20 protein-coding genes are annotated in these 20,858 nt (G+C 62.6%); 13 read left to right on the top strand and 7 right to left on the bottom strand.

Going from position 1 to position 20,858, the window contains the following annotated elements:
- Window positions 1–60 precede the first annotated feature (60 nt).
- Window positions 61–4,113, bottom strand: a complete 4,053-nt coding sequence (locus tag G4Y73_RS14170) for a S8 family serine peptidase (protein WP_276207543.1) — start codon at window positions 4,111–4,113, stop codon at window positions 61–63.
- 33 nt (window positions 4,114–4,146) lie between these two features.
- Window positions 4,147–5,502: a glutathione-disulfide reductase gene (gene gor / locus G4Y73_RS05550; protein ID WP_164230272.1), complete on the bottom strand. Its 1,356-nt coding sequence runs from the start codon at window positions 5,500–5,502 to the stop codon at window positions 4,147–4,149.
- Between the two features lie 118 nt (window positions 5,503–5,620).
- On the opposite strand from gor, the gene G4Y73_RS05545 reads away from it, so the two are divergent.
- Genes G4Y73_RS05545 through G4Y73_RS05495 form a run of 11 tightly spaced genes read left to right on the top strand, consistent with a single transcriptional unit; the run spans window position 5,621 to window position 13,579 of the window.
- A complete protein-coding gene (locus G4Y73_RS05545) occupies window positions 5,621–6,049 on the top strand; it encodes a DUF3293 domain-containing protein (protein ID WP_164230270.1) in 429 nt (142 codons plus the stop codon).
- The gene (gene ccmA / locus G4Y73_RS05540; protein ID WP_164230268.1) at window positions 6,049–6,651 is read left to right on the top strand and encodes a heme ABC exporter ATP-binding protein CcmA; all 603 of its coding nucleotides are present in this window, start codon (window positions 6,049–6,051) and stop codon (window positions 6,649–6,651) included. Before G4Y73_RS05545 ends, ccmA begins: the two co-directional genes overlap by 1 nt.
- The gene (gene ccmB / locus G4Y73_RS05535; protein ID WP_164230266.1) at window positions 6,648–7,319 is read left to right on the top strand and encodes a heme exporter protein CcmB; all 672 of its coding nucleotides are present in this window, start codon (window positions 6,648–6,650) and stop codon (window positions 7,317–7,319) included. Before ccmA ends, ccmB begins: the two co-directional genes overlap by 4 nt.
- Window positions 7,316–8,071, top strand: coding sequence for a heme ABC transporter permease CcmC (ccmC, locus tag G4Y73_RS05530; protein WP_164230264.1), 756 nt, complete (start codon window positions 7,316–7,318; stop codon window positions 8,069–8,071). Before ccmB ends, ccmC begins: the two co-directional genes overlap by 4 nt.
- Window positions 8,068–8,238, top strand: coding sequence for a heme exporter protein CcmD (ccmD, locus tag G4Y73_RS05525; RefSeq protein ID WP_164230262.1), 171 nt, complete (start codon window positions 8,068–8,070; stop codon window positions 8,236–8,238). Before ccmC ends, ccmD begins: the two co-directional genes overlap by 4 nt.
- Window positions 8,222–8,671: a cytochrome c maturation protein CcmE gene (gene ccmE, locus G4Y73_RS05520; RefSeq protein ID WP_164230260.1), complete on the top strand. Its 450-nt coding sequence runs from the start codon at window positions 8,222–8,224 to the stop codon at window positions 8,669–8,671. Before ccmD ends, ccmE begins: the two co-directional genes overlap by 17 nt.
- Window positions 8,668–10,632, top strand: coding sequence for a heme lyase CcmF/NrfE family subunit (locus tag G4Y73_RS05515; RefSeq protein WP_164230259.1), 1,965 nt, complete (start codon window positions 8,668–8,670; stop codon window positions 10,630–10,632). Before ccmE ends, G4Y73_RS05515 begins: the two co-directional genes overlap by 4 nt.
- A complete protein-coding gene (locus G4Y73_RS05510) occupies window positions 10,629–11,165 on the top strand; it encodes a DsbE family thiol:disulfide interchange protein (RefSeq protein WP_164230257.1) in 537 nt (178 codons plus the stop codon). Before G4Y73_RS05515 ends, G4Y73_RS05510 begins: the two co-directional genes overlap by 4 nt.
- A gap of 35 nt (window positions 11,166–11,200) precedes the next feature.
- A complete protein-coding gene (locus G4Y73_RS05505; RefSeq protein WP_164230255.1) occupies window positions 11,201–11,578 on the top strand; it encodes a cytochrome c-type biogenesis protein in 378 nt (125 codons plus the stop codon).
- Entirely contained in the window at window positions 11,575–12,576 is a 1,002-nt protein-coding gene (locus G4Y73_RS05500) for a hypothetical protein (protein WP_164230253.1), read from the top strand. The genes G4Y73_RS05505 and G4Y73_RS05500 overlap by 4 nt, the downstream gene beginning before the upstream one ends.
- The gene (locus G4Y73_RS05495) at window positions 12,560–13,579 is read left to right on the top strand and encodes a lipid A deacylase LpxR family protein (RefSeq protein WP_164230252.1); all 1,020 of its coding nucleotides are present in this window, start codon (window positions 12,560–12,562) and stop codon (window positions 13,577–13,579) included. The genes G4Y73_RS05500 and G4Y73_RS05495 overlap by 17 nt, the downstream gene beginning before the upstream one ends.
- Window positions 13,580–13,585: 6 nt before the next feature.
- Here the strand turns inward: G4Y73_RS05495 and G4Y73_RS05490 are convergent, their stop codons facing one another.
- Window positions 13,586–14,683: an EAL domain-containing protein gene (locus tag G4Y73_RS05490; protein WP_164230250.1), complete on the bottom strand. Its 1,098-nt coding sequence runs from the start codon at window positions 14,681–14,683 to the stop codon at window positions 13,586–13,588.
- A gap of 121 nt (window positions 14,684–14,804) precedes the next feature.
- Between G4Y73_RS05490 and G4Y73_RS05485 the strand changes: the two genes are divergently transcribed.
- Window positions 14,805–15,035 carry a (2Fe-2S)-binding protein gene (locus G4Y73_RS05485; protein ID WP_164230248.1) on the top strand — a complete coding sequence of 77 codons (231 nt, stop codon included), beginning with the start codon at window positions 14,805–14,807 and terminating at the stop codon, window positions 15,033–15,035.
- Between the two features lie 28 nt (window positions 15,036–15,063).
- On the top strand, window positions 15,064–15,549 hold the full coding sequence (gene bfr / locus G4Y73_RS05480; RefSeq protein WP_164230246.1) for a bacterioferritin: 486 nt from the start codon (window positions 15,064–15,066) through the stop codon (window positions 15,547–15,549).
- Between the two features lie 156 nt (window positions 15,550–15,705).
- Here the strand turns inward: bfr and G4Y73_RS05475 are convergent, their stop codons facing one another.
- The 4 genes from G4Y73_RS05475 to G4Y73_RS05460 all read right to left on the bottom strand — a co-directional run bounded on the left by G4Y73_RS05475 (window position 15,706) and on the right by G4Y73_RS05460 (window position 20,823).
- Window positions 15,706–17,073, bottom strand: a complete 1,368-nt coding sequence (locus G4Y73_RS05475; protein WP_164230244.1) for an aminotransferase — start codon at window positions 17,071–17,073, stop codon at window positions 15,706–15,708.
- A 68-nt stretch (window positions 17,074–17,141) separates the two neighbouring features.
- Window positions 17,142–17,936 (bottom strand): lysophospholipid acyltransferase family protein, encoded by a 795-nt coding sequence (locus tag G4Y73_RS05470; protein WP_205596488.1) that lies wholly within the window; start codon window positions 17,934–17,936, stop codon window positions 17,142–17,144.
- Between the two features lie 34 nt (window positions 17,937–17,970).
- Entirely contained in the window at window positions 17,971–19,353 is a 1,383-nt protein-coding gene (locus tag G4Y73_RS05465; RefSeq protein WP_164230242.1) for an aldehyde dehydrogenase family protein, read from the bottom strand.
- An 84-nt stretch (window positions 19,354–19,437) separates the two neighbouring features.
- The gene (locus G4Y73_RS05460) at window positions 19,438–20,823 is read right to left on the bottom strand and encodes a tryptophanase (protein WP_164230240.1); all 1,386 of its coding nucleotides are present in this window, start codon (window positions 20,821–20,823) and stop codon (window positions 19,438–19,440) included.
- Window positions 20,824–20,858: the final 35 nt, after the last annotated feature.

The raw sequence follows: 20,858 nt of genomic DNA, 5'->3' as shown, positions 1-20,858 counted from the left end.
TTAACGGAACCAATGACGGTTCGGCCGGCCGCGCGGGCCGGCCGAACCGCCCGAACTCATCTACTGGCAGGTCACGCGCGATGTCAGCTTGCTGGTGGTGACCTCGGCCGAATACTCCTGGTTCAGCGGCGGCAGGGACTGGAACTCGAAGATCTCCGTTGCCGAGTCTTCGCTGTCGTAAACCCGCGAATACGCGCCGACTGTTTCAATACTGATCTCGGATTCTTCACAGCCCGGACAGAAACCGCGCAGCTCGAGCAGGTCGAGATCCTCGGCCAGCGGCCCGTCGCCGCGACCGGACGTGATCACCCAGCGGCCAACACCCACCTCGTCGAAGTAATATCGAATGTGCGCCTGAGCCTCTGCGGTCACCATCATGGTCGTGCCTCCGACAGCCATGTCGGGCGGCGACCAGGTGCCGGTGTAGCTGACGGGCTCAGCATTGACTTCCGGACAGGTCTGACCGATGACCGGCGACATACGCTCGGATCCGTGCCGGCCATTGACACGCCAGGACACCATCATGTCGTCCGCCCCGATACGCGTCAGGCTGACCCGCCCCACGGTATCGATATTGTTGCGATTTCCCAGGCTGGTGGTGCGCAACAGGCCGGCGGTCCAGGATGAACGGTCATCGGCAACACTGCCCACGGCGTTGTAAAAGGTCGGGACACCCGCGTCGTCGTAGGTGTACCAGATAGCGGTGCCGGTCGCCCCGGCATTCCAGTCTATGCCCTGGTTGGTCTCACGGAATTTCGGGCTCCAGACCGAAAAGCGCGGCGGCATTCCGCTGCTTTCACTGAAACTGGCGGTCACCCTGACCCGCTTCTCGGTGGTAGTGGTATTGTCCAGAACCACGAAATAGCGGCCCGGGAAGAGCGGCTGTCCGACGGCCGGCAGGTCGAACTCGACCCCATCAGCGGAAGAAGCCCCCGATGCCAGAGCGGTACTGTCCGGAGCGTCCGGCGTATCAGGCTCCGACTCGGCCAACTCGTCGAAGTCGAGTCGTTGAATGGCCACATCGACGCCTTCCTGTCCCTGGACCGAAATGCTCAGGTCTTCGGCGGTGTCGGGCACGTCAATGTACAAACGGCGGTGGCTGGTATTGCCCGGCACCACCACCGGCATGGTTTCCTCGGCAAACATTGCCGTCGTTGGTGTCCCGAGCTGGGCCGTTCTCGTCATGAAGACCGGAACGACCCCGAGATAACTGGAATCATCCGGCGTGCCGCGCACACCAAGCGCACCGAACCAGCGCTCGTTGCGCCGCATTCTGGGCTCATCCCAGTAAAGATCCAGCTCAAGCGTTCCCGCTTCGTGAGCCCCGGGGCCGGATACCACCAGGCTGGGATTATTACTTGCCGGTAGCACCGCCCAATCGAGCTCGACGTCGTCGGATGGTCCCGATGCGCTCCAGTTCTGTACCAGGATCCACCATTGACCGGAAGCTGGAGACTCGATCAGGCATTCTTCAAGTTCTTCAGGACTGGTGGATCTGCATTGCTCTTCGGATTCATCCGCCTCGCCGTTTCCGTTGTCGTCACGGCCGACAAACAGATCGATATCGGTCGCATCGGAAGACACTACTTCGGCGATCAGCATCAGCGTGTCATCCGGGACATCCGCCAGGAATGTACGCAGACCATCACTGTCCTGATAGGGATCGTCACGAGAATCATCCTGCGGCAGAGAGAAAGATTCACGCTCGGGCTTGACCAGCGCACTGGTTCGGAATACAGGCTCCGTCAGCACGCCTGCTGAAACGGAGACATTCTCCTGACCTCTATTGTCCGAGACTTCCAATTGCAACTCGTCAGGCAATTCAATTGCAGCAGACTGCACTCCAAGCGTCAGCTTCTGAACAGAAAACGCGCCACTGGAAGGAGTCAGCAGAATCGACGCTTCACCCAGAGCACCCGTGGGCAGCGCTTCGGCATTGACTTCGATCGACAATTGCTGGCGCTCACCCTCGGCCAGCGTGAAACTCTGGGGTGAGACCGTGACTGAAATATCGCCCTGGACGGACACGTCCCAGGACCCGCCGCCCAGTGCCTCAACGGTCCGCTCGAAGGTGCATGAGCCCGCGCATTCCTGATCCCAGAGCCCCGAAAGATTGAGCTTGCGCGGGTCGCCGCCCGTCGCGGGATTGGCCGACGAGAAATCATTGCGGGTGATGGGCAGGAACAGACCCGCGTCAGCGGCGCGATCGACGCGCACACGACCTGCTCCGCGGTCGAAAAATGTTGCCGCACCATCACCATATCTCAGGGGATCGGTCTCGGACGTGGTCTCGAGAGCGGACTGAATGATATCGAGAGTCCACTCCGGATGAATCGATTTCAGCAATGCAACCGCCCCGGCTACGTGTGGACTCGCCATCGAGGTACCGCTGCTGAACGCCAGCGATTCAGGACCGTCATGCCAGCCGGCCGCAATATTTGAGCCTGGCGCCACGACGTTGGGCTTCATCACTCCCGGATATTCCACCGGGCCGCGTGCCGAGAAGCCGCTCACGAGATCCTGCCAGTCGGCATTTCGTATTGCGTAACCGTCTGCGAACAGCGTTGCCGTTGGTTCATTCGCGGCGGCAATTGCCGCAATCGACGCGGTACCGTCTTCCAGGCTCATCATTGCCGCAGGAATCGCGGACTGCGACAACCCGCCCATGACGATCGGCGGACCTTCGACGTCATTGAAGACCAACACCGCGACTGCACCCGCCTGCGCCGCGTTGCTCACCTTGGTCTCGAAGGTACAATGACCACGCTGCAGAAATGCGATGGCGCCGTCCAGTGCATCAGCCTGGAATGAAGAGCAGGCGAACAGATCACCACTAACGTCATCGACCGACACGACCGGGGCGGAAATCATTCCGGAAACCTCCGGACCATTGCCGTGAATGACAAATCGATCTTCCAGGTCGGCTACTGTCGCCCGATCACCCACCAGGCGGCCGTGTGTCGAACTGCCAACCGCGAAGGTCCACGGCGCATCGGCCGGTGATCCAACCGTTCCCGGAGCCGGCCCTTCATTGCCCGCCGATGTCACGAAAGCGATGCCTGCCGACCAGATGTTCAACAGCCAGCTGCTGCTGCTCCATGGATCGGAGGGGGAACCGCCAATCGAGTAATTGATGACGTCGACGCCGTCAGTGATGGCCTGCTCCCAGGCATCCACAATGGCACTGCCTTCGCACTGATCGTCCAGGTCATCATCGGTGGGATGGTCCTTGTAGCAGACCTTGTAGGAAATAATGTTGGCATGCGGCGCCACACCGGTCGTATCGAAGACGTAAGGACCCGTACTGGAGAGGGTGTATTCAATCGGAACACCGGCTGCGGTGGATGCAACATGCGTTCCATGACCGTCCGGGTCCTTGCCCTTCGTTTCCTCGACAGTGAAATCGTAGACACCAACCAGCTTGTTATTACATGCAACCGTGGCCTTCGAGCACTCACCAAGTTGCGATTCGTACGGGTTGGAAAAAACATGCCCGGAAGCGAGGTCATCATCGGAGAAATACTGGTGATCCCAATTGATCCCACTGTCGATGATGCCGATGACGGTTCCCTCACCGCCGTTGGCGGGCAAGCCACCCACGCCTGCATGGACATTGCGGGCACCGATGACTTCCGGCCCGGCATCCAACTCCAGTTTGTGAGCCAGCACGGGTCTGATGGCACGCACGCCGGGCAGCTTCGCCAATTGCCCGACTTCCTTTTTGCTCATTACAGCGACGAAACCATTGAACACGTGATGGTAGGTGCTGGCGGCTTCGACGGTTCGACCCAGTTCAACGCTCGCCCGATCGAGAACTCGATTCCTCTCCTGAGCCAGGTGGGCGACATAGGCTTGCACTTCCGGGGCGCGCGGGTCATAACCCGGTCGCCCGTTAAGATGGGGCGCCGTCGCCTGCATCGACTTGCCCACTGCACGCGGGCCCGATTCTGCTTGTAGCGAATGCACGGGCCCGCCTTCGAAAGCGAGTGCCGGCGGGTCGGCGAGTTCAACAAACCACTTGTCCGGCACGACCGTCGTTGGCTTGGCCGACGCAAATCCACCAACACCAAGCAGCAGAAGACCGAATAGTGCAGAAATCCTGATTTTTACCATCACTGAATTATCCTCGCCTGTTCCTTGTCAGGTTCAATTATCAACGGGCTGCCGCATGGTCACCAGTTCCTCGGCGCTAGTGGGATGTATTCCCAGGGTGCGGTCAAACTCGGCCTTGCTCAGACCGGCCCGGACCGCCACCGCAAAACCTTGCACGATCTCCGGGGCGTCGGGTCCGACCACGTGACAGCCGACTACCCGGTCGCTGGCATCGTCGACAAGGAGTTTCATCAGCCCCTTCTCGTCGCGTTGCCCGAGAGTATATTTCATTGGAGTAAAACTTGACCTGTAGACGCGCACGGCGGAAAGGTGTTCGCGGGCCTCGACCTCGGTCAGACCAACCGTTCCCACCGGAGGCTGGCTGAACACCGCCGCCGGCGTGTTGGCGTGATCGACGGGGCGATCCATGCCGCCGAACTGCGTGTCGGCAAAAGCATGACCTTCCATCAAAGCCACTGGCGTCAAGTTGATGCGATCGGTCACGTCGCCGACAGCAAAGATGTTGTCGGCGCTGGTTCGGCTGTAGGCGTCCACCTCGATGCGATTCTCCGCGCCCATACGCACGCCCGCATCCTCCAGCCCGAGGCCCCAGGTATAGGGAGATCGTCCGGTGGCGAACATCACGCAGTCAAAAACCTGTCGGCGGTCGTCGGAAAAGGTCACTTCGATACCATCATTGGCCTGCTCGAGCCGCGCCGGGACGCAGTGATACTGGATGTCGATGCCGCGGCTGCGCATACCCGCCTCGACCGTCCCCCGCACATCGTCATCGAAGCCGCGCAGAATCAGATCGCGCCGATAGGCGAGCGTCACTTCGCTGCCCAGGCCGTTGAAGATGCCGGCAAACTCCACCGCGATGTAGCCGGCTCCGGCAATCAGCACGCGTTCCGGCAATTTCTCGAGGTGAAAGGCCTCATCGGATGTAATGGCCAGTTCCCGGCCGGGGATGTCGGGCAACCACGGCCGGCCGCCGGTGGCAATCAGGATCTTTTCAGCCGTAACCCGATCCTCGCCGACCGCAACGGTATGTTCATCCAGCAGCTGGCCGCGTCCCTGGTACAACTCGACGCCGGCGCTGTGGAGCAGCCGGTGATAGATACCCTCAAGGCGATCGATCTCGCGATCCTTGGCCGCAATCAGCGCCGGCCAGGAAAAGGCGGGCTCGCCGACTTTCCAGCCATAGCCGGCGGAATCGGCGAAGTGTTCGGAAAACTGCGAGGCATAAACCAGCAGCTTTTTCGGTACGCAGCCGCGGATCACACAGGTGCCTCCGACTCGCGATTCCTCGCAGATCGCAACGCGGGCGCCATGGCCGGCGGCAATGCGCGAGGCTCGAACGCCGCCCGAGCCGGCACCGATCACGAAGAGGTCAAAATCGAAGCGGGGCATGGGTCAGCCTTTTCTCCTGTTGCATCGAGTGGAATTGATTCAGATCATGCCCGCGCCGAGCCAGGCGGTAGAATGGTACCGCACCAGCCTGAACCATCGCTGACAACCCGAGCCCGACATGGAAGATCACTCAGCCAGCCACTTGCAGGAGGGTTTACTACAGGCCTTTACCGCGGCCGACTATCGCGTCGCGATGGCCGGCCACGAGCTGTCGATCCGCATTGGCCGCACGCATCCCGAACTCGACCGGGCGCTGGGCCATCGAGCCTGGGCCATCGTGACAGCCTGCAATCCGGGTGGCCGGCTGGCCGACGAAGATGACAACCAGCGCCGGCAGTTGGCACTCGAGCAAGCGATTGAAGAATTCGGCTGGCCGTATTGGCGGGGTCGGAATCTCGATCCGCAGAACGCGTGGCCCGAGGAGCCCTCGCTGTTGATCGTCGACGCCGATGTCGAAGCACTCATGCGCCTGGCTGCACGCTTCAGCCAGGTGGCCATCGTCACCGGGCGGCCGGGCGCGAGCGCCGAATTGAGGCCCTGCAGCTGATGCGAACCCTGCTGGAAGCCCACCAGGCCACGTTCGCCCGGTCCGGGGAGCCGGTCTTCCGGCCCGTCGATCTCGATCTCACCGGCGGCCAGGCGCAACTCGTACGCGGCACCAACGGCTCCGGCAAGACGACCCTGCTGCGCCTGCTGGCCGGCATTCTGAGACCGTCTTCGGGCACCGTCGCCCGGCATGCGTCGGTGGCTTTTCTCGGCCATCTGTCCGCATTCAAGAGTGACTTGAGCTGCCGCGAGAATCTCGATTTCTGGCGCCGCTTTCGCGCCACCAGCAGCGGACTCGACAACAACCGGGCGCTGGCGCGCGTCGGCCTGGCCGGACTCGGGCTACGCCCGTCCCGCACGCTCTCGGCCGGCCAGAAACGGCGCCTGGGTCTTGCCGGCCTGTTGGTGGCGCCAGCCGCAATCTGGCTGCTCGACGAGCCTTATGCCAGCCTGGACGATGCCGGCTGCGCCCTGGTCGACGAACTGCTCGCCGAGCACATCGGACGCGACGGCGCAGTGGTGCTCTCAACGCATCAACGCCTGCCCGAACTGAATTCCAGACCGGCGTCGCTCACGGTCGAGTCGCCCGAGGTGTCAGCATGAACCTGGCACCGGTTCCGGCCCTGCTGCGACGCGATCTGCGCCTGGCACTGCGCCATGGCGGCGAATCGCTGATGCCGCTGATCTTCCTGTTCGCAGTCGTGATTCTGATTCCGCTGGGCGTCGGTCCCGGCCCCAACCTGCTGGCCAGCATCGCGCCGGGCATGATCTGGGTGGCGGCGTTGCTTGCCAGTTTGCTCGCCCTGGAGCAGTTGTTCCGGCCCGATCTCGAGGACGGCACGCTCGAGCAATGGTGGCTGGCGCCCTGTGCACCGACTCTGCTGGTGCTTACGCGCCTGCTTGGTCACTGGCTGGTGACCGGCGTGCCAGTGATCCTGTTCGCGCCGCTGGCAGCCCAAATGCTGTATCTTCCAGTCGCGGGCCTGCCCACACTCATGCTCAGCCTGCTCATCGGCACGCCGATTCTCAGCCTGGTGGGCGGCCTGGCCGCGGCTCTGACCCTGGGAACGAACCGTGGGAGCGTGCTGCTGTCCATTCTGGTGTTCCCGATGGTCGTGCCGGTGTTGATTTTCGCCACTGGCGCGGTCGCGGCGGCCGCCGAGGGCTACTCGGCCGCGGCGCATCTCGGGCTGCTGACCGCATTGTTAATCCTGGCTGCTACGCTGGCTCCGCTGGCCATCACCGCTGCATTGAGACTGAACATCGAATGATATTCCAACGCCTCAAGGTCGGATTCCACAGACTCGGTTCGCCGCCGTTCTTCCACACGGTATGTCGAGTGCTCGCGCCCTGGCTGTGGGCAGGCTTTGCCGTGTGCGCAGCGGTTGGGCTCTACCAGGCGCTGTACGTGGTACCGCCGGACTACCAGCAGGGAGACAGCTTCCGCATCCTCTACATTCATGTGCCGGCGGCCTGGCAAGCCATGGCCGGCTACCTGATCATGTCAATGCTCGCGGTGATCGCGCTGGTCTGGCGCATCCGCACGGTCGAAATCATGGCGATGGCCGCCGCTCCGATCGGTGCGGCCTTCACCGCGCTGTGCCTGGCCACCGGCTCGCTCTGGGGCAAGCCGATGTGGGGCACCTGGTGGGCCTGGGACGCGCGCCTGACCTCGATGCTGGTGCTGCTGTTCATCTACCTGGGCATCATGGGCCTGTACGCGGCTTTCGACGATCGCCGCAAAGGTGCGCGCGTCGCCTGCATCCTGATATTGGTGGGCCTGGTCAACATTCCCCTGATTCACTTCTCGGTGGAATGGTGGACCACGCTGCACCAGGGTGCGACCATCCGCCTGATCGGCGAGTCGCGCATGCACCCGAGCATGTTGCCGCCACTGGTCTGGATGACCGTCGGCGTCAAGCTGATGTTCGGCGCCGCCCTGCTCGACCGCGCCCGCAATGATCTGCTCGATCAGGATCGACGCAAGCACTGGATTCACGACGTCATCGGAGCGCGCTCATGATTCCCGAACTCGACTATGCCTTTTATGTCTGGAGCAGTTATGCCTTGTTCGCCGTGGTCATCGGCTGGCAGTTCCTGCAGCCCCTGCTCAGGCGGCGGCGCATCCTGGCCGAACTGCGTGAAGAACTCGCCCTGAAAACCGGAAAATACGATGACCCCAACGCGTAAGAAGCGACTGGCCGTGGTGGCCCTCATCCTGGTCGGCGTCGGTACCGCCGCCGCGGTGGCCTTCACCGCGCTCAACGACAACATGCTCTACTTTGTCAGCCCCACTGACGTGCATGCCAACATGGCCCCACCGGACAAGCAGATCCGCCTCGGCGGCCTGGTCGCGGCTGGTTCCGTCGAACGCGATCAGGACAGCCTGGCGGTGTACTTCACGGTCACCGATGGTCGCCACGATGTTCCCGTGAGCTTCGAAGGCATCCTGCCCGACTTGTTCCGCGAAGGCCAGGGCGTGATCGCCCACGGCAGTCTCGACGAATCGGGCCACTTCCATGCCCATGAGGTTCTCGCGCGCCACGACGAGACCTATATGCCCCCGGAGGTGATGCGCTCACTCGAAGAGGCCGGCCATCCGGCGGAGGCTTCCGGACGATGATCGCCGAACTCGGCCAACTGTTCCTGATCCTGGCCCTGATTCTGGCCGCGCTGCTGGCCAGCCTGCCGATGGTGGGCGCCTGGCGCGGTAACGACGCCCTGATGAAGCTGGCGCCGTCGCTGGCGACCGGGCAATTCGTGTTCCTGGCCGGCGCCTTCGCCGCGCTGGCCACCGCCTTCATGCAGCACGATTTCACGGTCACCTACGTGGCCATGCATTCCAACCTGCTGCTGCCCTGGTACTACCGCCTGACCGCGGTATGGGGCAGCCACGAGGGCTCCCTCCTGCTCTGGATGCTGCTGCTCGGCGGCTGGACCCTGGCGGTGGCAGTTTTCTCGCGCTCGCTGCCGAAACACTTCGTTGCGCGCGTGCTGGCCGTGATGGGGTTCGTGTCGGTCGGCTTCCTGTTGTTCATCCTGCTCACCTCCAATCCCTTCGAGCGTATCCTTCCGGGTCCCATCGACGGCCGCGACCTCAACCCGTTGCTGCAGGACCCGGGCATGATTTTCCACCCGCCCCTGCTCTACATGGGCTATGTCGGTTTCGCGGTGGCGTTCGCCTTTGCCATTGCCGGGCTGATCGGCGGCAAGGTCGAGCGCGACTGGGTGCGCTGGGCCCGTCCCTGGACACTGGCGGCCTGGGCCTTTTTGACCTTCGGCATCGCGCTGGGCTCCTGGTGGGCCTACTACGAACTCGGCTGGGGCGGCTGGTGGTTCTGGGATCCGGTCGAGAACGCCTCCTTCATCCCCTGGCTGATCGGCACGGCCCTGATTCACACCCAGGCCGTCACTGAAAAGCGCGGCGCCTTCCCGGCCTGGACGGTGCTGCTGTCGATCGCCGCTTTCTCGATGTCTTTGCTGGGCACCTTCCTGGTCCGTTCCGGCGTACTCACATCGGTACACGCATTCGCCAACGACCCCGAACGCGGCCTGTTCATTCTCGCCTTCATGGGCGTGGTCACCGGCGGTGCCCTGCTGCTCTACGCCCTGCGCGCGCCGCGCATCATGACCGGCGAGGGATTCGACTGGATCAGTCGCGAATCGGCCCTCCTGCTCAACAACGTGTTCTTCACGGTGTCTGCCGCCATGGTGCTGCTGGGTACGCTCTATCCGCTCATCATCGACTTCATGGGCTGGGGCCAGATCTCCGTCGGGCCGCCTTATTTCGGCGCCATGTTCGTCATGCTGATGACACCAGTCGTGCTGCTGCTGCCCCTGGGGCCCTTCACGCGCTGGAAACGCGACGAGTTCAAGCGCATCGTCCGACCCCTGGTCTGGACCGCGCTGGGCGCAGTCGCCGCCGGGCTGGCTGTGAGTGCCTTGCTCGGCGCCTGGAACCTGCGCGCGGTCACCGGCTGGATCGGCGGTTTCTGGCTGATTGCCGGCGCCCTCGCCTGGGGCTTGCGAACCGGGCGGGCTGGCCGCTCCGGCCTGGCGCGTAGCCAACTCGGGATGATGCTTGCTCATGCCGGCGCCGGTGTATTCCTGATCGGCGCGGCCATGGTCGAGTCGACCACCTTCGAGCGCGACATTCGCATCGCTCCGGGCGAGAGCGTGGAAGCATCGGGCTACCGGTTCGAGCTCCATGAAGTGGTGCAGGTCAAGGGACCCAACTGGCGTGCCGACGAAGCCCGATTCACGATCTGGCGCGGCGAGCGCGAAGTGGCCGAGATGAATCCGCAGAAACGACGCTACCATCGCGGCGGCCAGGTCATGACCCAGGTGGCGCTAAAACCGGGCGTGTTCCGCGATCTTTATATCGCCCTGGGCGAGCCGCTCGGCCAGAGCGGCGCCTGGAGCGTGCGGGTACACGTCAAGCCCTTCGTGCGCTGGATCTGGGGCGGCGCCGTGCTTATCGGCCTGGGCGGCCTGCTGGCGGCCAGTGATCGCCGCTACCGCCAACTGGCTCGGCGCGAGAGCAGGCAAACGAGCCCGGCCCGAACGGTAGAGGCCGGCGCATGATCCGACTGCTCATCCCGCTGATCGTATTCGCCGGACTGGTTGCGTTGCTGATTGCCGGACTGCAGACCGGCGACGAACGCAAGCTGGTTCAGTCGCCGCTGATCGGCAAGCCGGTACCGGACTTCAGTCTGCCCGGCCTGCACGACCCGGATACTGTGCGAACGCGCGACGAACTGCTCGGCGAGCCCTTCATCCTCAACGTCTGGGGCAGCTGGTGCTGGGCCTGCCGGGTCGAGCACCCCTTCGTCGAGCGTCTTGGACAGGAGGCCGGGATTCCACTGGTTGGCTTCAATTGGAAGGACGAGCGCGCCGACGCACTCGAGTGGATCGAGCGCTTTGGCGATGCCTGGGACTTTCATCTGGTCGACTACGAGGGCCGCGTCGCTATCGACCTGGGTGTCTACGGTGCCCCCGAGACCTTCCTGATCGATCACCGTGGCATCATTCGCCACAAGCACATCGGGCCGATCGATGCGACGGTATTCGACGAGCTGCTGCGGCGGATCATGGAAATGCAGGCGGAGGCAGAGTGAGTTGTCAGTTGCCAGTTGCAAGTTGTAAGTGGGCGGTGGTGCTGGTCCTTGTGCCGCTGCTGGCGCTGGGGTCGGCGATCGAGCCCTATCCGTTCGAGTCGGAATTGCAGGAACAGCGCTTCAAGGCCCTGGCCGAAGAGCTGCGCTGCACCGTCTGCCAGAATCAGTCGCTGGCCGACTCCGATGCCCCGCTCGCCCGTGATCTGCGTGAAGAGCTGTTTCGCATGCTCCAGGACAACCGCAGCGACCAGGAAATCCGCAACTTCATGGTCGAGCGCTATGGCAACTATGTCCTCTACCGGCCACCCCTGGCCGGCCACACCCTGCTGTTGTGGGGCGGGCCAATCGTGCTTCTGGTCATCGGCCTGATCGCCGCCCTGATCGTCATTCGCAAACGGAGACAGGCGCTTTGAGTCAACCGGTCTTTTTGTTCACCGCTCTCGGCGCGGTGCTGCTGGCGCTCGGCTTCATCGTGCTGCCACTGCGAGGGCGCCAATCGCGCGCCCTGCTAATAGGCCTCGTGCTGGCCGTTCCCCTGGCCGCGCTGGGCCTGTACCTCTCAATCGGCACGCCGTCGGCCATTGATCCCGATACGGGAGAAGCGGGCCAGATTCGATCCGCGTTGGGTGATCTGGCCGGTCGGGCCCTCGAAGAGCCCGATCAGGCCGAGCACTGGACCCGGCTCGGCCTGGCCTACAAACGTCTGGAGGAATTTGACTCGGCCGAACACGCCTTCCGGCGCGCGCTCTATATCGACGAGAACAGCAATTTCCTCCGCGCCGAACTGGCCGAGACCCTGCTGTTCGCCTCCGGCCAGCCTGAGCTACCCGATGAAGCCCGGCAGTTGCTGCTGACCGCCGTGGAGGACGAGCCGAACCAGAAGGCTCTGTGGCTTCTGGGTCTGGATGCCTTCCAGCGTGGGGACTGGCCGATCGCCATCGAGCGACTGGATACCCTGGCAAGCACGCTCGAGCCGGGCAGCAGCGTGCGCGCTACGGTCGACGACTATCTGGCCCGGGCAAAATCACATTCCGGCCTGGTCAGTGAGCCAGCTGATGCGCTCGAAGGACCACTCCTGCAACTTGAAATCAGCATTGACGAGGCACTGGCACAGCGCCTCGACGGCAGTGAAGTGCTTTACGTCGTTGTGCGCGAGGCCAACGGCCCGAACGTGCCGCTGGCTGTTCGGCGATTGCAGGCGGGCGACCTGCCCGTGACGGTCACGATCGACGAGAGCGATGCCATGATGGCCGGAAGGGGCATCGGTTCTGTCGAGGCCGTCATCGTTACCGCCCGGGTTTCGTTCAGCGGGGACGCCAGAGCGGCCGACGGCGATCTGGAAGGCCGTTCGGCTATCCTGCCAATCCGCGACAACATGCAGGCGGAGGTGCACATTGACCAGGTGCTTTAAGTCCTGGGCGCTAGTGGCTGTTGTTCTCACCGCCTCGGCCTCGGCGTCCGCAGCAGGCGAGCCCTTCAATGAAGACAACAACAATCTCGAAGATCACGCCATCTGGGTGATCGAGTATGAAAACGACCTGTTCGTGGGAGAAGACCGCTACTACACCAACGGCATCCGCCTCTCACGCGTGGGTCAGGTTCGTACACCACCGAGCTGGCTGGCCCGGGTTGCGCGGCGGTTTCCGGGTATTGACGACGCCGACGCCCTGCCCTATCGCCTGTCAATCAACCATAATCTCTACACGCCGGCCGATATCGAAAACCCGGCCCTGCCGCCCGATGATCGCCCCTATGCAGGTTGGCTCAACGTCCAGTTCGCCACCGGAACGCTGAGCAAGCATGGTTCCGACCGGGTGCACGTCGGGCTGGGGCTGGTCGGGCCCTGGGCGCAGGGTGAAGGCGTCCAGAAGGTCATCCATTCCGCAATCGACTCTCCGGAACCGGTCGGCTGGGAGCACCAGATCCGCAACGAGGCCACTTTGCAGCTCGGCTACGATCGATTCCGGAGAATCTTCAGTACCAATAGTGAAGAAGGTCCGGGCATCGATGCCACCTGGCTCGGAGGCGTGGCTCTGGGCAATGCGCACACGCACGCGTCAATGGGGGCGTTCTTACGTGCCGGTTACAATCTCACGCCCGGCTACGGTCCGCCGCGCATTACGCCAGCCGTGTCCGGTGGCAGCTACTTCACGCCCAGCCGTTCGACTTCCTGGTACTTCTATACCGGCATCGAAGGGCGGCGAGTTTTCCGCAATTTATTCCTTGAAGGCAATACTTTCGGGGGTACCGAAGGCGTGTCGCGGGAACGCGAAGTGGGGGAGATATTCAGCGGATTCGTCTATACCAGCGGACCATTCCGAATGGCATACACCCACGTCTGGCGCTCACGCGAGTTCATTCGTCAGAAAGAGAGCACCAGCTACGGAGCGCTGTCTTTTTCGCTGTGGTGGTAGCTGGAATCAGAAGTCTGTCAGGGGCCTGGGTCGGCCGTAGAAAAAACCCTGCATCAGATCGATGCCGATTTCGCGGCATAGTTCAGCCGTTTGTTCTTCTTCCACCCCTTCGATCAAGGTGGAAACGCCCATACCGGATATCATCCGGTTGAGATCATCAAGCAGTCGATAGCGCGGCGATTCGCGACCACTCAAGTCGCGGATCAGGCTCATGTCGAACTTGAGAAAGTCCGGCGGCACTTCGACCAGCTCCAGCAGCCGGGCTTGACCGGCGCCAAAATCATCGTAAGCCAGGCGAATATTCAGGCGTTCCAGCTCCTGCTTGACCTCCGCCATGGCACCCAGGTCGGTGACCGCCGATTCGTGGACCTCGAACACCAGCTCCAGATCGGGATATTCCTGTCGCAGATCCTGCAGTTCATCCATCAAGGCCGGCATGTCCTCACATTCGGCCGGGTGGTTGTTGAAAAACAACGGCTGAGTCAAGCCCACCCGGGCAGCTTCGGCAAAACTGGAACGCCGCAGCAGTCGGCTCAGGCGCACCTCGGTGTTGAGCGCAGCAGCCAGGGCAAATAGCTGGCCCGGTCCCTGATCGAGCTGGGGATGCTGGCTGCGCCCGAGCAGTTCGATGGCGAAGGGATCTCCTTCCGCGGTGACGATCGCCTGTCCGAAACCAGTCACGCGCTCGTTCTCAAGCAGGTCGAAAAAAGCCGGCATGTGCAGCGGAAAGTCGCGCGGCAATGCCGCCATACCAACCACGGTCTCCTCGCCGGTCCTGATGCCGCGCTGGTCCGATATCTGGTCATCGGCCATCAGCCTGAACTCATGGTCGGCCAGGTGAAGGACATCACCGACGTGCAGCCGCGTCGGTTCAATCACGCGCCGGTGATTGACGAAGGTGCCGTTGGTACTGCCCAGATCCTGGACAATCAGGGCCTTGCCATCCCGATCGAGCTGCGCGTGCAGGCGCGAAAGCCGGTCGACCGAAAGCTGGACCGCGCAGTCGGGATGCCGGCCAATCGTGGCGGGGAACTCGTCCAGACTCACATGGCGAGGTAGATTGGAATCCTTGCCCGAGCTTTCGAGATAAAAGCGCTGCGTCATCGGGTCCCCGGCGCGATTTCTTGCCGGCCAGTATCGGTGCAACACCATTGTGGCGCAAGCGGCGGATACGCTAAACCGCAATGTATTTGACAATCATTCGCATTCATGAAATCATTGTGCCATGTATGTCTGTCTCTGCAATGCGGTCACGGAGCGACGGATTCGGGAGCTGGTTGCCGCCGGCTACCGATCGCTCGACGAAATCCAGCTGCTGACCGGCTGCGCCGATACCTGCGGCAGTTGCCATGATCACGCCGAAGCGGTCATCGCCTCGGCGCTTGCCGCACCCGCCCTGCCCGTAATGTCCATCGAAACCCACTCTGGCCAGCTTCACTCACCGGCGTTATCCTAGGGGTTCAGCTCAACACTGGATCCCGGACATGAAAGGCGACCGCAAGATTATCGATATCCTCAACCAGGCACTCAAGGCCGAACTGACCGCCATCAACCAGTATTTCCTTCACTCGCGGATGTACGAAGACTGGGGGCTGAACCGGCTCTCCGAAATGGAATACGAGGAATCGATCGACGAGATGAAGCACGCCGATCACATCATCAAGCGCATCCTGTTCCTCGAAGGCCTGCCGAATCTCCAGGATCTCGGCCACCTGCTGATCGGCGAGAATCCGGTCGAATGCCTGCAGAATGATCTCAAGCTCGAGTATGAAGCGCTCGACATGTACAAGGCTGCGGTCAAGGAATGCGAAGCCGTCGGCGATTACGCCACACGCGATCTGTTCGAGGATCTGATCCGGGACGAGGAAGGCCATGCCGACTTCCTCGAGACCCAGCTCGGCCTGATCGACCGCATCGGCGAGGAACGCTATCTGCAATCGCAGATGGGCGAGCAGGAAGTGGGCGACTGAACCGCTACAGGCTTCGTCCAGACGAGTCGAAGCCACGAAACGCCTGGGCTACATAGAGCGTTCGCTGGTTGGCTGGTTAGCTGGTTCGGCATCCGACAAGAAGGCAGGCCCGCGTCGTGCGCAAGGATTTCACCAGGCGACGCGGGCCCTTCACACTTAACACTTCACACTTTTTTCCACCCGATTCAATCCCCGCACCAACTTCTCCACCAACTCGTCCACCTGCGCCTCGTTGATGATCAGTGGCGGGCAGATGGCGAGGGTGTCGCCCGGTAGCGCCCTGACGATCAACCCTTCTTCCAGGCAGGCCGCTGCAGCCTTGAAGGCGATCTTTGCTTCGGCCGGGAATCGCTCGTGGGATTCTCGATCGGCCACCAGTTCCACACCGGCGATCAGGCTTTTACCGCGCACGTCACCGACCAGAGGGTGTTCCCGCACGCGCGCCAGCCCGGCCTCCAGCAGCTCGCCCATTCTGGCCGCATGCGCCATGATGCCGCGTTCTTCCATCAGCTCCAGGTTACGCAGCGCCACGGCCGCCGCCACAGGGTGTCCCGCATAAGTCAGGCCGTGCGCGAACAGGCCTATCTCGCCCGAGGCCTCGGTAATGGCCTCGTACATGAACGGCGGCACAGCCACGGCCGAAATCGGCTGATAGGCCGATGACAGGGCCTTGGCCAGGGTCATGGTGGCCGGCTCGATGTTCCAGGTCTGGCAGCCAAAATCATTGCCGGTACGACCAAACCCGCATACCACTTCGTCATCGATCAGCAGGATGTCGTTATCGCGCAGGATCGGCTGGATCTTCTCGAAGTAGCCTTTCGGTGGCGGGATCACACCGCCGGCAGCCATCAGCGGCTCGGCAATCATGGCCGCGATGTGATCGGCACCCTCGCGCTCGATGACCTCGGCCAGCTCATCGGCCAGGCGTTGGGAAAAATCCTCCTCGCTCTCGCCGGGTAGCGCCTGACGGTAGTGATACGGAGCGGTCAGATGAATGACATCGTCGCCGGGCAGATCGAAGTGCTTGTGGAAGGCCGGCAGGCCGGTCAGCGCCGCCGAGGCCAGCGTCACGCCGTGATAGGCGTTGCCCCTGGAGAGAATCTTCTTCTTGTTGGGCTTGCCGATAGCGTTGAAGTAATAGCGGATCAACTTGACCTGGGTGTCGTTGGCATCCGAGCCCGAGCAGCCGAATAGAAAGCGGGCACCTTCGATCGGCACCCATTCGGCCAGCTTGGCGGCAAGTCGGATGCTCGGTTCGTTGGCCTTGCCGGCAAACAGCGGCCCATAGCTGAACGTTTCCATTTGCTTGCGGGCCGCCTCGACGAGCTCGGGCTCGCCATAGCCCAGCGCGGTGCACCACAGGCCGGCCATGCCTTCCAGATAACGCCGCCCTTCGCTGTCATGGACATGCACGCCCTCGCCGCGCTGCCAGACCAGCGGACCGGTCCGTCCGTGGGTCTTCAGATCGGTGGAAGGGTGAAACAGGTGATCGAGGTCGAGTTGGCCAAGCGCGTCAGTAGACATGGTGGTCTCGGGAATATGGCGAATCAACGGCGATGATAACGCCGAACCCGGGATTGATCCGCCCGGTCTCAGCCGAGGCGGCTTTTGAGTGCGCTGACCGCAGCGAACGCGTTGCGGGCCAACTGATGCCGATCCGACAGCGTGACTCCCTCGGTCGGGATTGGCTGTCCGAAGATCAGGCGAATTCGGCCGGGGCGAATGGCAAATCCGCCCGGCGGCATGACCTGACCACTGCCCTCGATGGCGACCGGAACGACCGGCACGCCGGCCCTGATCGCGGCGCGCAAGGCGCCAGCCTTGAAGGGACGCACACGGCCGTCGTGACCACGCGTACCCTCCGGAAAGGCGACCAGGCTGTGACCTTCTTGCAGCAGCTCGGCAGCCCGTTCGAGCTGCCTGGTCACACTGACCGAATCACCCCGCCGGAGCAGGATCATGCCCATCGCCTTCGTATACCCGCCCAGAAATGGCACCTTGCCGAGCGAGGCCTTGAGCATGAAGCGAAGCGGGACGGGAACGGCCATGAACAGTGCACAGATGTCGATCATCGACTGATGGTTGGCCACGAACAAATGCGGGCGTGAAAAATCGACTTTCTCCGACCCGGCGATTTCCAGCCGGGCTCCAGCACCCAGCAACAGACCCGGCGCCCAAAACCATGCGGCCATGCGCAGGGGAATGCGTTCGCTGCCGGTGACCAGGCGGACCAGCAGCGCCAGACTGATGCCACCGGCCGACCACAGCAGGGTCACGATCAGTTGTAGCGCGTTGATCGGTAACCACAGCCACTCGGGAACCAGTCGCAGTCGCTGCCAGCGACGGCCGACCGAACCCGCCATGCCTTGAGATCTTTGTTCGTTCATCGATCCCCCTAACGAACAAACAGTCAGAAAAGTGTCAGCTGAACCACTTGAGAAGGCGCATCTTGAACCGGCTGTACGGCGGGAAGCGGACCGGAATCTCCGGGAATCTTCCGCGCTTCATCACCGCCTTGAGATGCGACAGGCGATCGAAGCCGGCCTTGCCGTGGTACTGCCCCATACCGCTCATGCCCACGCCGCCGAAGGGCAGGTCCGGCACCGACATGAACATCAGCGTGTCATTGATGCACAGGTTACCGGTCGAGACCAACTCGGCGAAGCGCTGCTCGGACTCGCCCGAACGGGTGAACAGGTAGGACGACAGCGGCTTGTCACGCTGGCGAATGAAAGCGATCGCCTCGTCGAGGTTCTCGACTTCGAGGATTGGAAGAATCGGCCCGAAAATTTCCTCCTGCATCACTGCAGAATCGGGCGCCACCTCGGTCATCACGGTCGGTTCGATCCGGCAGTTTTCCTCGTCGACCTTGCCGCCGATCACGACCCGGCCGCTGTCGAGCAGATTTCGCAGGCGATCGAAGTGCCGCCGGTTGATGATCTTGCAGTAGTCCGAACTTTCCAATCGGTTGGAGCCGTACATTTCGAACAATTCGTGCTCGATGGCGCCGATCAGCTTGTCGCGCTCGGATGGCGTGACGAGCACGTAGTCAGGCGCGATGCAGGTCTGCCCGGCGTTGAGGCACTTGCCCCAGGTCAGCCGCCGGGCCGCCGACTCGATGTCCGCCCCGGCATCGATCACGCAGGGACTTTTTCCGCCCAGCTCCAGGGTCACCGGCGTGAGGTGTTCGGCCGCGGCCCGCATGATGATCCGGCCCACTGCGGCACCGCCGGTGTAGAAGATATGGTCGAAGTGCTGCTTGAGCAGTTCCGTGGTTTCTTCCACCGCACCCTCGACCACCCGAACAGCCCGCTCGTCCAGGTACTTCGGGATCAGTTCGGCCAGCAAGCGTGACGTGGCGGCGGCAATCTCCGAGGGCTTGAGCACGGCACAATTGCCGGCCGCGAGCGCCGGAATCAACGGGCTGAGCAAAAGCTGGACGGGATAGTTCCAGGCACCGATGATCAGCACCACCCCGTACGGTTCGGGCTGCACCCAACTGCGACCCGGCTTGCCCACCATGGGCGTGCGCACACGCCGGCGCTTCGTCCAGGACTTGAGATGCCTGCGGGCATGGTCAATCTCGCTGAACAGCAGCGCTGTCTCTCCCAGCAGTACTTCCTGGGGCGGCTTGCCCAGATCTTCGGCCAGCGCTTCGTTGAGCCGCCCTTCGTTCTCCTCGAGCAGGCGCGACAGGGCAGCCAGTTGCTCGCGTCGCCAGCCCAGAGGACGGGTGAGGCCGCCATTGAAGTGTGCGCGGAGCTCGGCAAGCATGTTCGAGTACTGGGAGGTATCAGTGGGCATGGAAACTTATGGGCTAGGGACTAGGGACCAGCATACCTCTGAAACCGAACATCGAAAACCTGGTCCCTCGTCCCTGGTCCCTTTCTACCCGATCGGCTCGAATTCGCTGGTGAAATGCCGCAGGAACCGCGGCTCCTTGGTAATCCGGTAACCCGGCGCCGAGTGGCGCTGATCGCGCACAATCTCAAAGGCCTCGATCAGGTAGTCGACGTGACTTTGCGTGTAGACCCGCCGGGGGATGGCCAGACGCACCAGCTCACGCGGTGCGGGCACCAGCTTGCCGTCTTCATCGTACTTGCCGAACATCACCGAACCGATCTCGACCGAACGGATGCCGGCCATCTTGTAGAGCTCGCACACCAGCGACTGACCAGGATACTGATCGACCGGAAGATGGTCGTAGAGCTGACCGGCATCGACATAGACGGCGTGACCGCCAATCGGCTTGATCACCGGAATGCCCAGTTTGTCGAGATGCTCACCCAGGTAGGCGGTCGAACGCGTGCGATAACGCAGGTAGTCCTCGTTGAAGATCTCGACCAGACCAATGGCAATCGCCTCCATGTCCCGGCCCGACAGGCCGCCGTAGGTGGTGTAGCCCTCGGTAATGATCAGCACGCTGGTGCAGTGCTCGGCCAGCTCGGCGTCGTTCAGGGCGAGGAACCCGCCCATGTTGACCAGCGCGTCCTTCTTGGCGCTCATCACGCAGCCGTCGGCCAGGCCGAACATCTCCGTGGCGATCTCGCGGCAGGACCTGTCGCTGTAGCCGTCCTCGTCCTGCTTGATGAACCAGGCGTTCTCGGCAATGCGGCAGGCATCCAGAATGAACAGGATGCCGTGTTTTCGGCAAAGATCGCGTACCTCGCGCGCGTTGGCCATGCTCACAGCCTGGCCGCCGCCGGAGTTATTGGTCACGGTCAGGATGATCGCGCCGAAGTTCTCCGCCCCTCGCTCTTCCACGATCTCGGCCATGCGCGCGACATCGGCATTGCCCTTGAAGGGGAAATCGCTGTCGGCCTTGCCGGACTCGGGCGTGACGCAGTCGATCGCCTCGGCGCCGCTGTACTCGATGTTGGCCCGGGTCGTGTCGAAATGCGTATTACTCAGGAAAATCTTGCCTTCGCCGCCTAGATGGCTGTAGAGAATCCGCTCGGCCGCGCGACCCTGATGGGTCGGCAGGATATGCGGATAACCGGTCAAGTCGCGAATCACCCGCTCGAGGCGCTGCCAGCTGACCGAGCCGGCGTAGGACTCATCGCCGCGCATCATTCCGGCCCATTGCTCGGCACTCATTGCCGATGTGCCGCTGTCAGTCAGAAGGTCGATGATGACCTGCTCGGACTTGAGCTTGAATGGGTTGTAGTGCGCTGATTTCAGATATTTTTCCCGCTCTTCCCGGGTGGTCATCGCGATCGGCTCGACGGACTTGATGCGAAACGGCTCGATCACCGTCCTGAACTGTTCGGGCATGGTCGGATTCACTCACGAATTCGGGTCAGCCGGGA

The sequence above is a fragment of the Wenzhouxiangella sp. XN201 genome (assembly GCF_011008905.1).
GTDB lineage: Bacteria > Pseudomonadota > Gammaproteobacteria > Xanthomonadales > Wenzhouxiangellaceae > Wenzhouxiangella.
Note: the sequence above shows the minus strand (reverse complement) of the source record. Positions and strands in the feature narration are given on the sequence as shown.

Bases quoted from the DNA above. Each gene is read 5' to 3' on its own strand.
- G4Y73_RS14170 (WP_276207543.1), bottom strand. From the start codon at position 4,113: ATGGTAAAAATCAGGATTTCTGCACTATTCGGTCTTCTGCTGCTTGGT.
- gor (WP_164230272.1), bottom strand. From the start codon at position 5,502: ATGCCCCGCTTCGATTTTGACCTCTTCGTGATCGGTGCCGGCTCGGGC.
- G4Y73_RS05545 (WP_164230270.1), top strand. From the start codon at position 5,621: ATGGAAGATCACTCAGCCAGCCACTTGCAGGAGGGTTTACTACAGGCC.
- ccmA (WP_164230268.1), top strand. From the start codon at position 6,049: ATGCGAACCCTGCTGGAAGCCCACCAGGCCACGTTCGCCCGGTCCGGG.
- ccmB (WP_164230266.1), top strand. From the start codon at position 6,648: ATGAACCTGGCACCGGTTCCGGCCCTGCTGCGACGCGATCTGCGCCTG.
- ccmC (WP_164230264.1), top strand. From the start codon at position 7,316: ATGATATTCCAACGCCTCAAGGTCGGATTCCACAGACTCGGTTCGCCG.
- ccmD (WP_164230262.1), top strand. From the start codon at position 8,068: ATGATTCCCGAACTCGACTATGCCTTTTATGTCTGGAGCAGTTATGCC.
- ccmE (WP_164230260.1), top strand. From the start codon at position 8,222: ATGACCCCAACGCGTAAGAAGCGACTGGCCGTGGTGGCCCTCATCCTG.
- G4Y73_RS05515 (WP_164230259.1), top strand. From the start codon at position 8,668: ATGATCGCCGAACTCGGCCAACTGTTCCTGATCCTGGCCCTGATTCTG.
- G4Y73_RS05510 (WP_164230257.1), top strand. From the start codon at position 10,629: ATGATCCGACTGCTCATCCCGCTGATCGTATTCGCCGGACTGGTTGCG.
- G4Y73_RS05490 (WP_164230250.1), bottom strand. From the start codon at position 14,683: ATGACGCAGCGCTTTTATCTCGAAAGCTCGGGCAAGGATTCCAATCTA.
- G4Y73_RS05485 (WP_164230248.1), top strand. From the start codon at position 14,805: ATGTATGTCTGTCTCTGCAATGCGGTCACGGAGCGACGGATTCGGGAG.
- bfr (WP_164230246.1), top strand. From the start codon at position 15,064: ATGAAAGGCGACCGCAAGATTATCGATATCCTCAACCAGGCACTCAAG.
- G4Y73_RS05475 (WP_164230244.1), bottom strand. From the start codon at position 17,073: ATGTCTACTGACGCGCTTGGCCAACTCGACCTCGATCACCTGTTTCAC.
- G4Y73_RS05470 (WP_205596488.1), bottom strand. From the start codon at position 17,936: ATGAACGAACAAAGATCTCAAGGCATGGCGGGTTCGGTCGGCCGTCGC.
- G4Y73_RS05465 (WP_164230242.1), bottom strand. From the start codon at position 19,353: ATGCCCACTGATACCTCCCAGTACTCGAACATGCTTGCCGAGCTCCGC.
- G4Y73_RS05460 (WP_164230240.1), bottom strand. From the start codon at position 20,823: ATGCCCGAACAGTTCAGGACGGTGATCGAGCCGTTTCGCATCAAGTCC.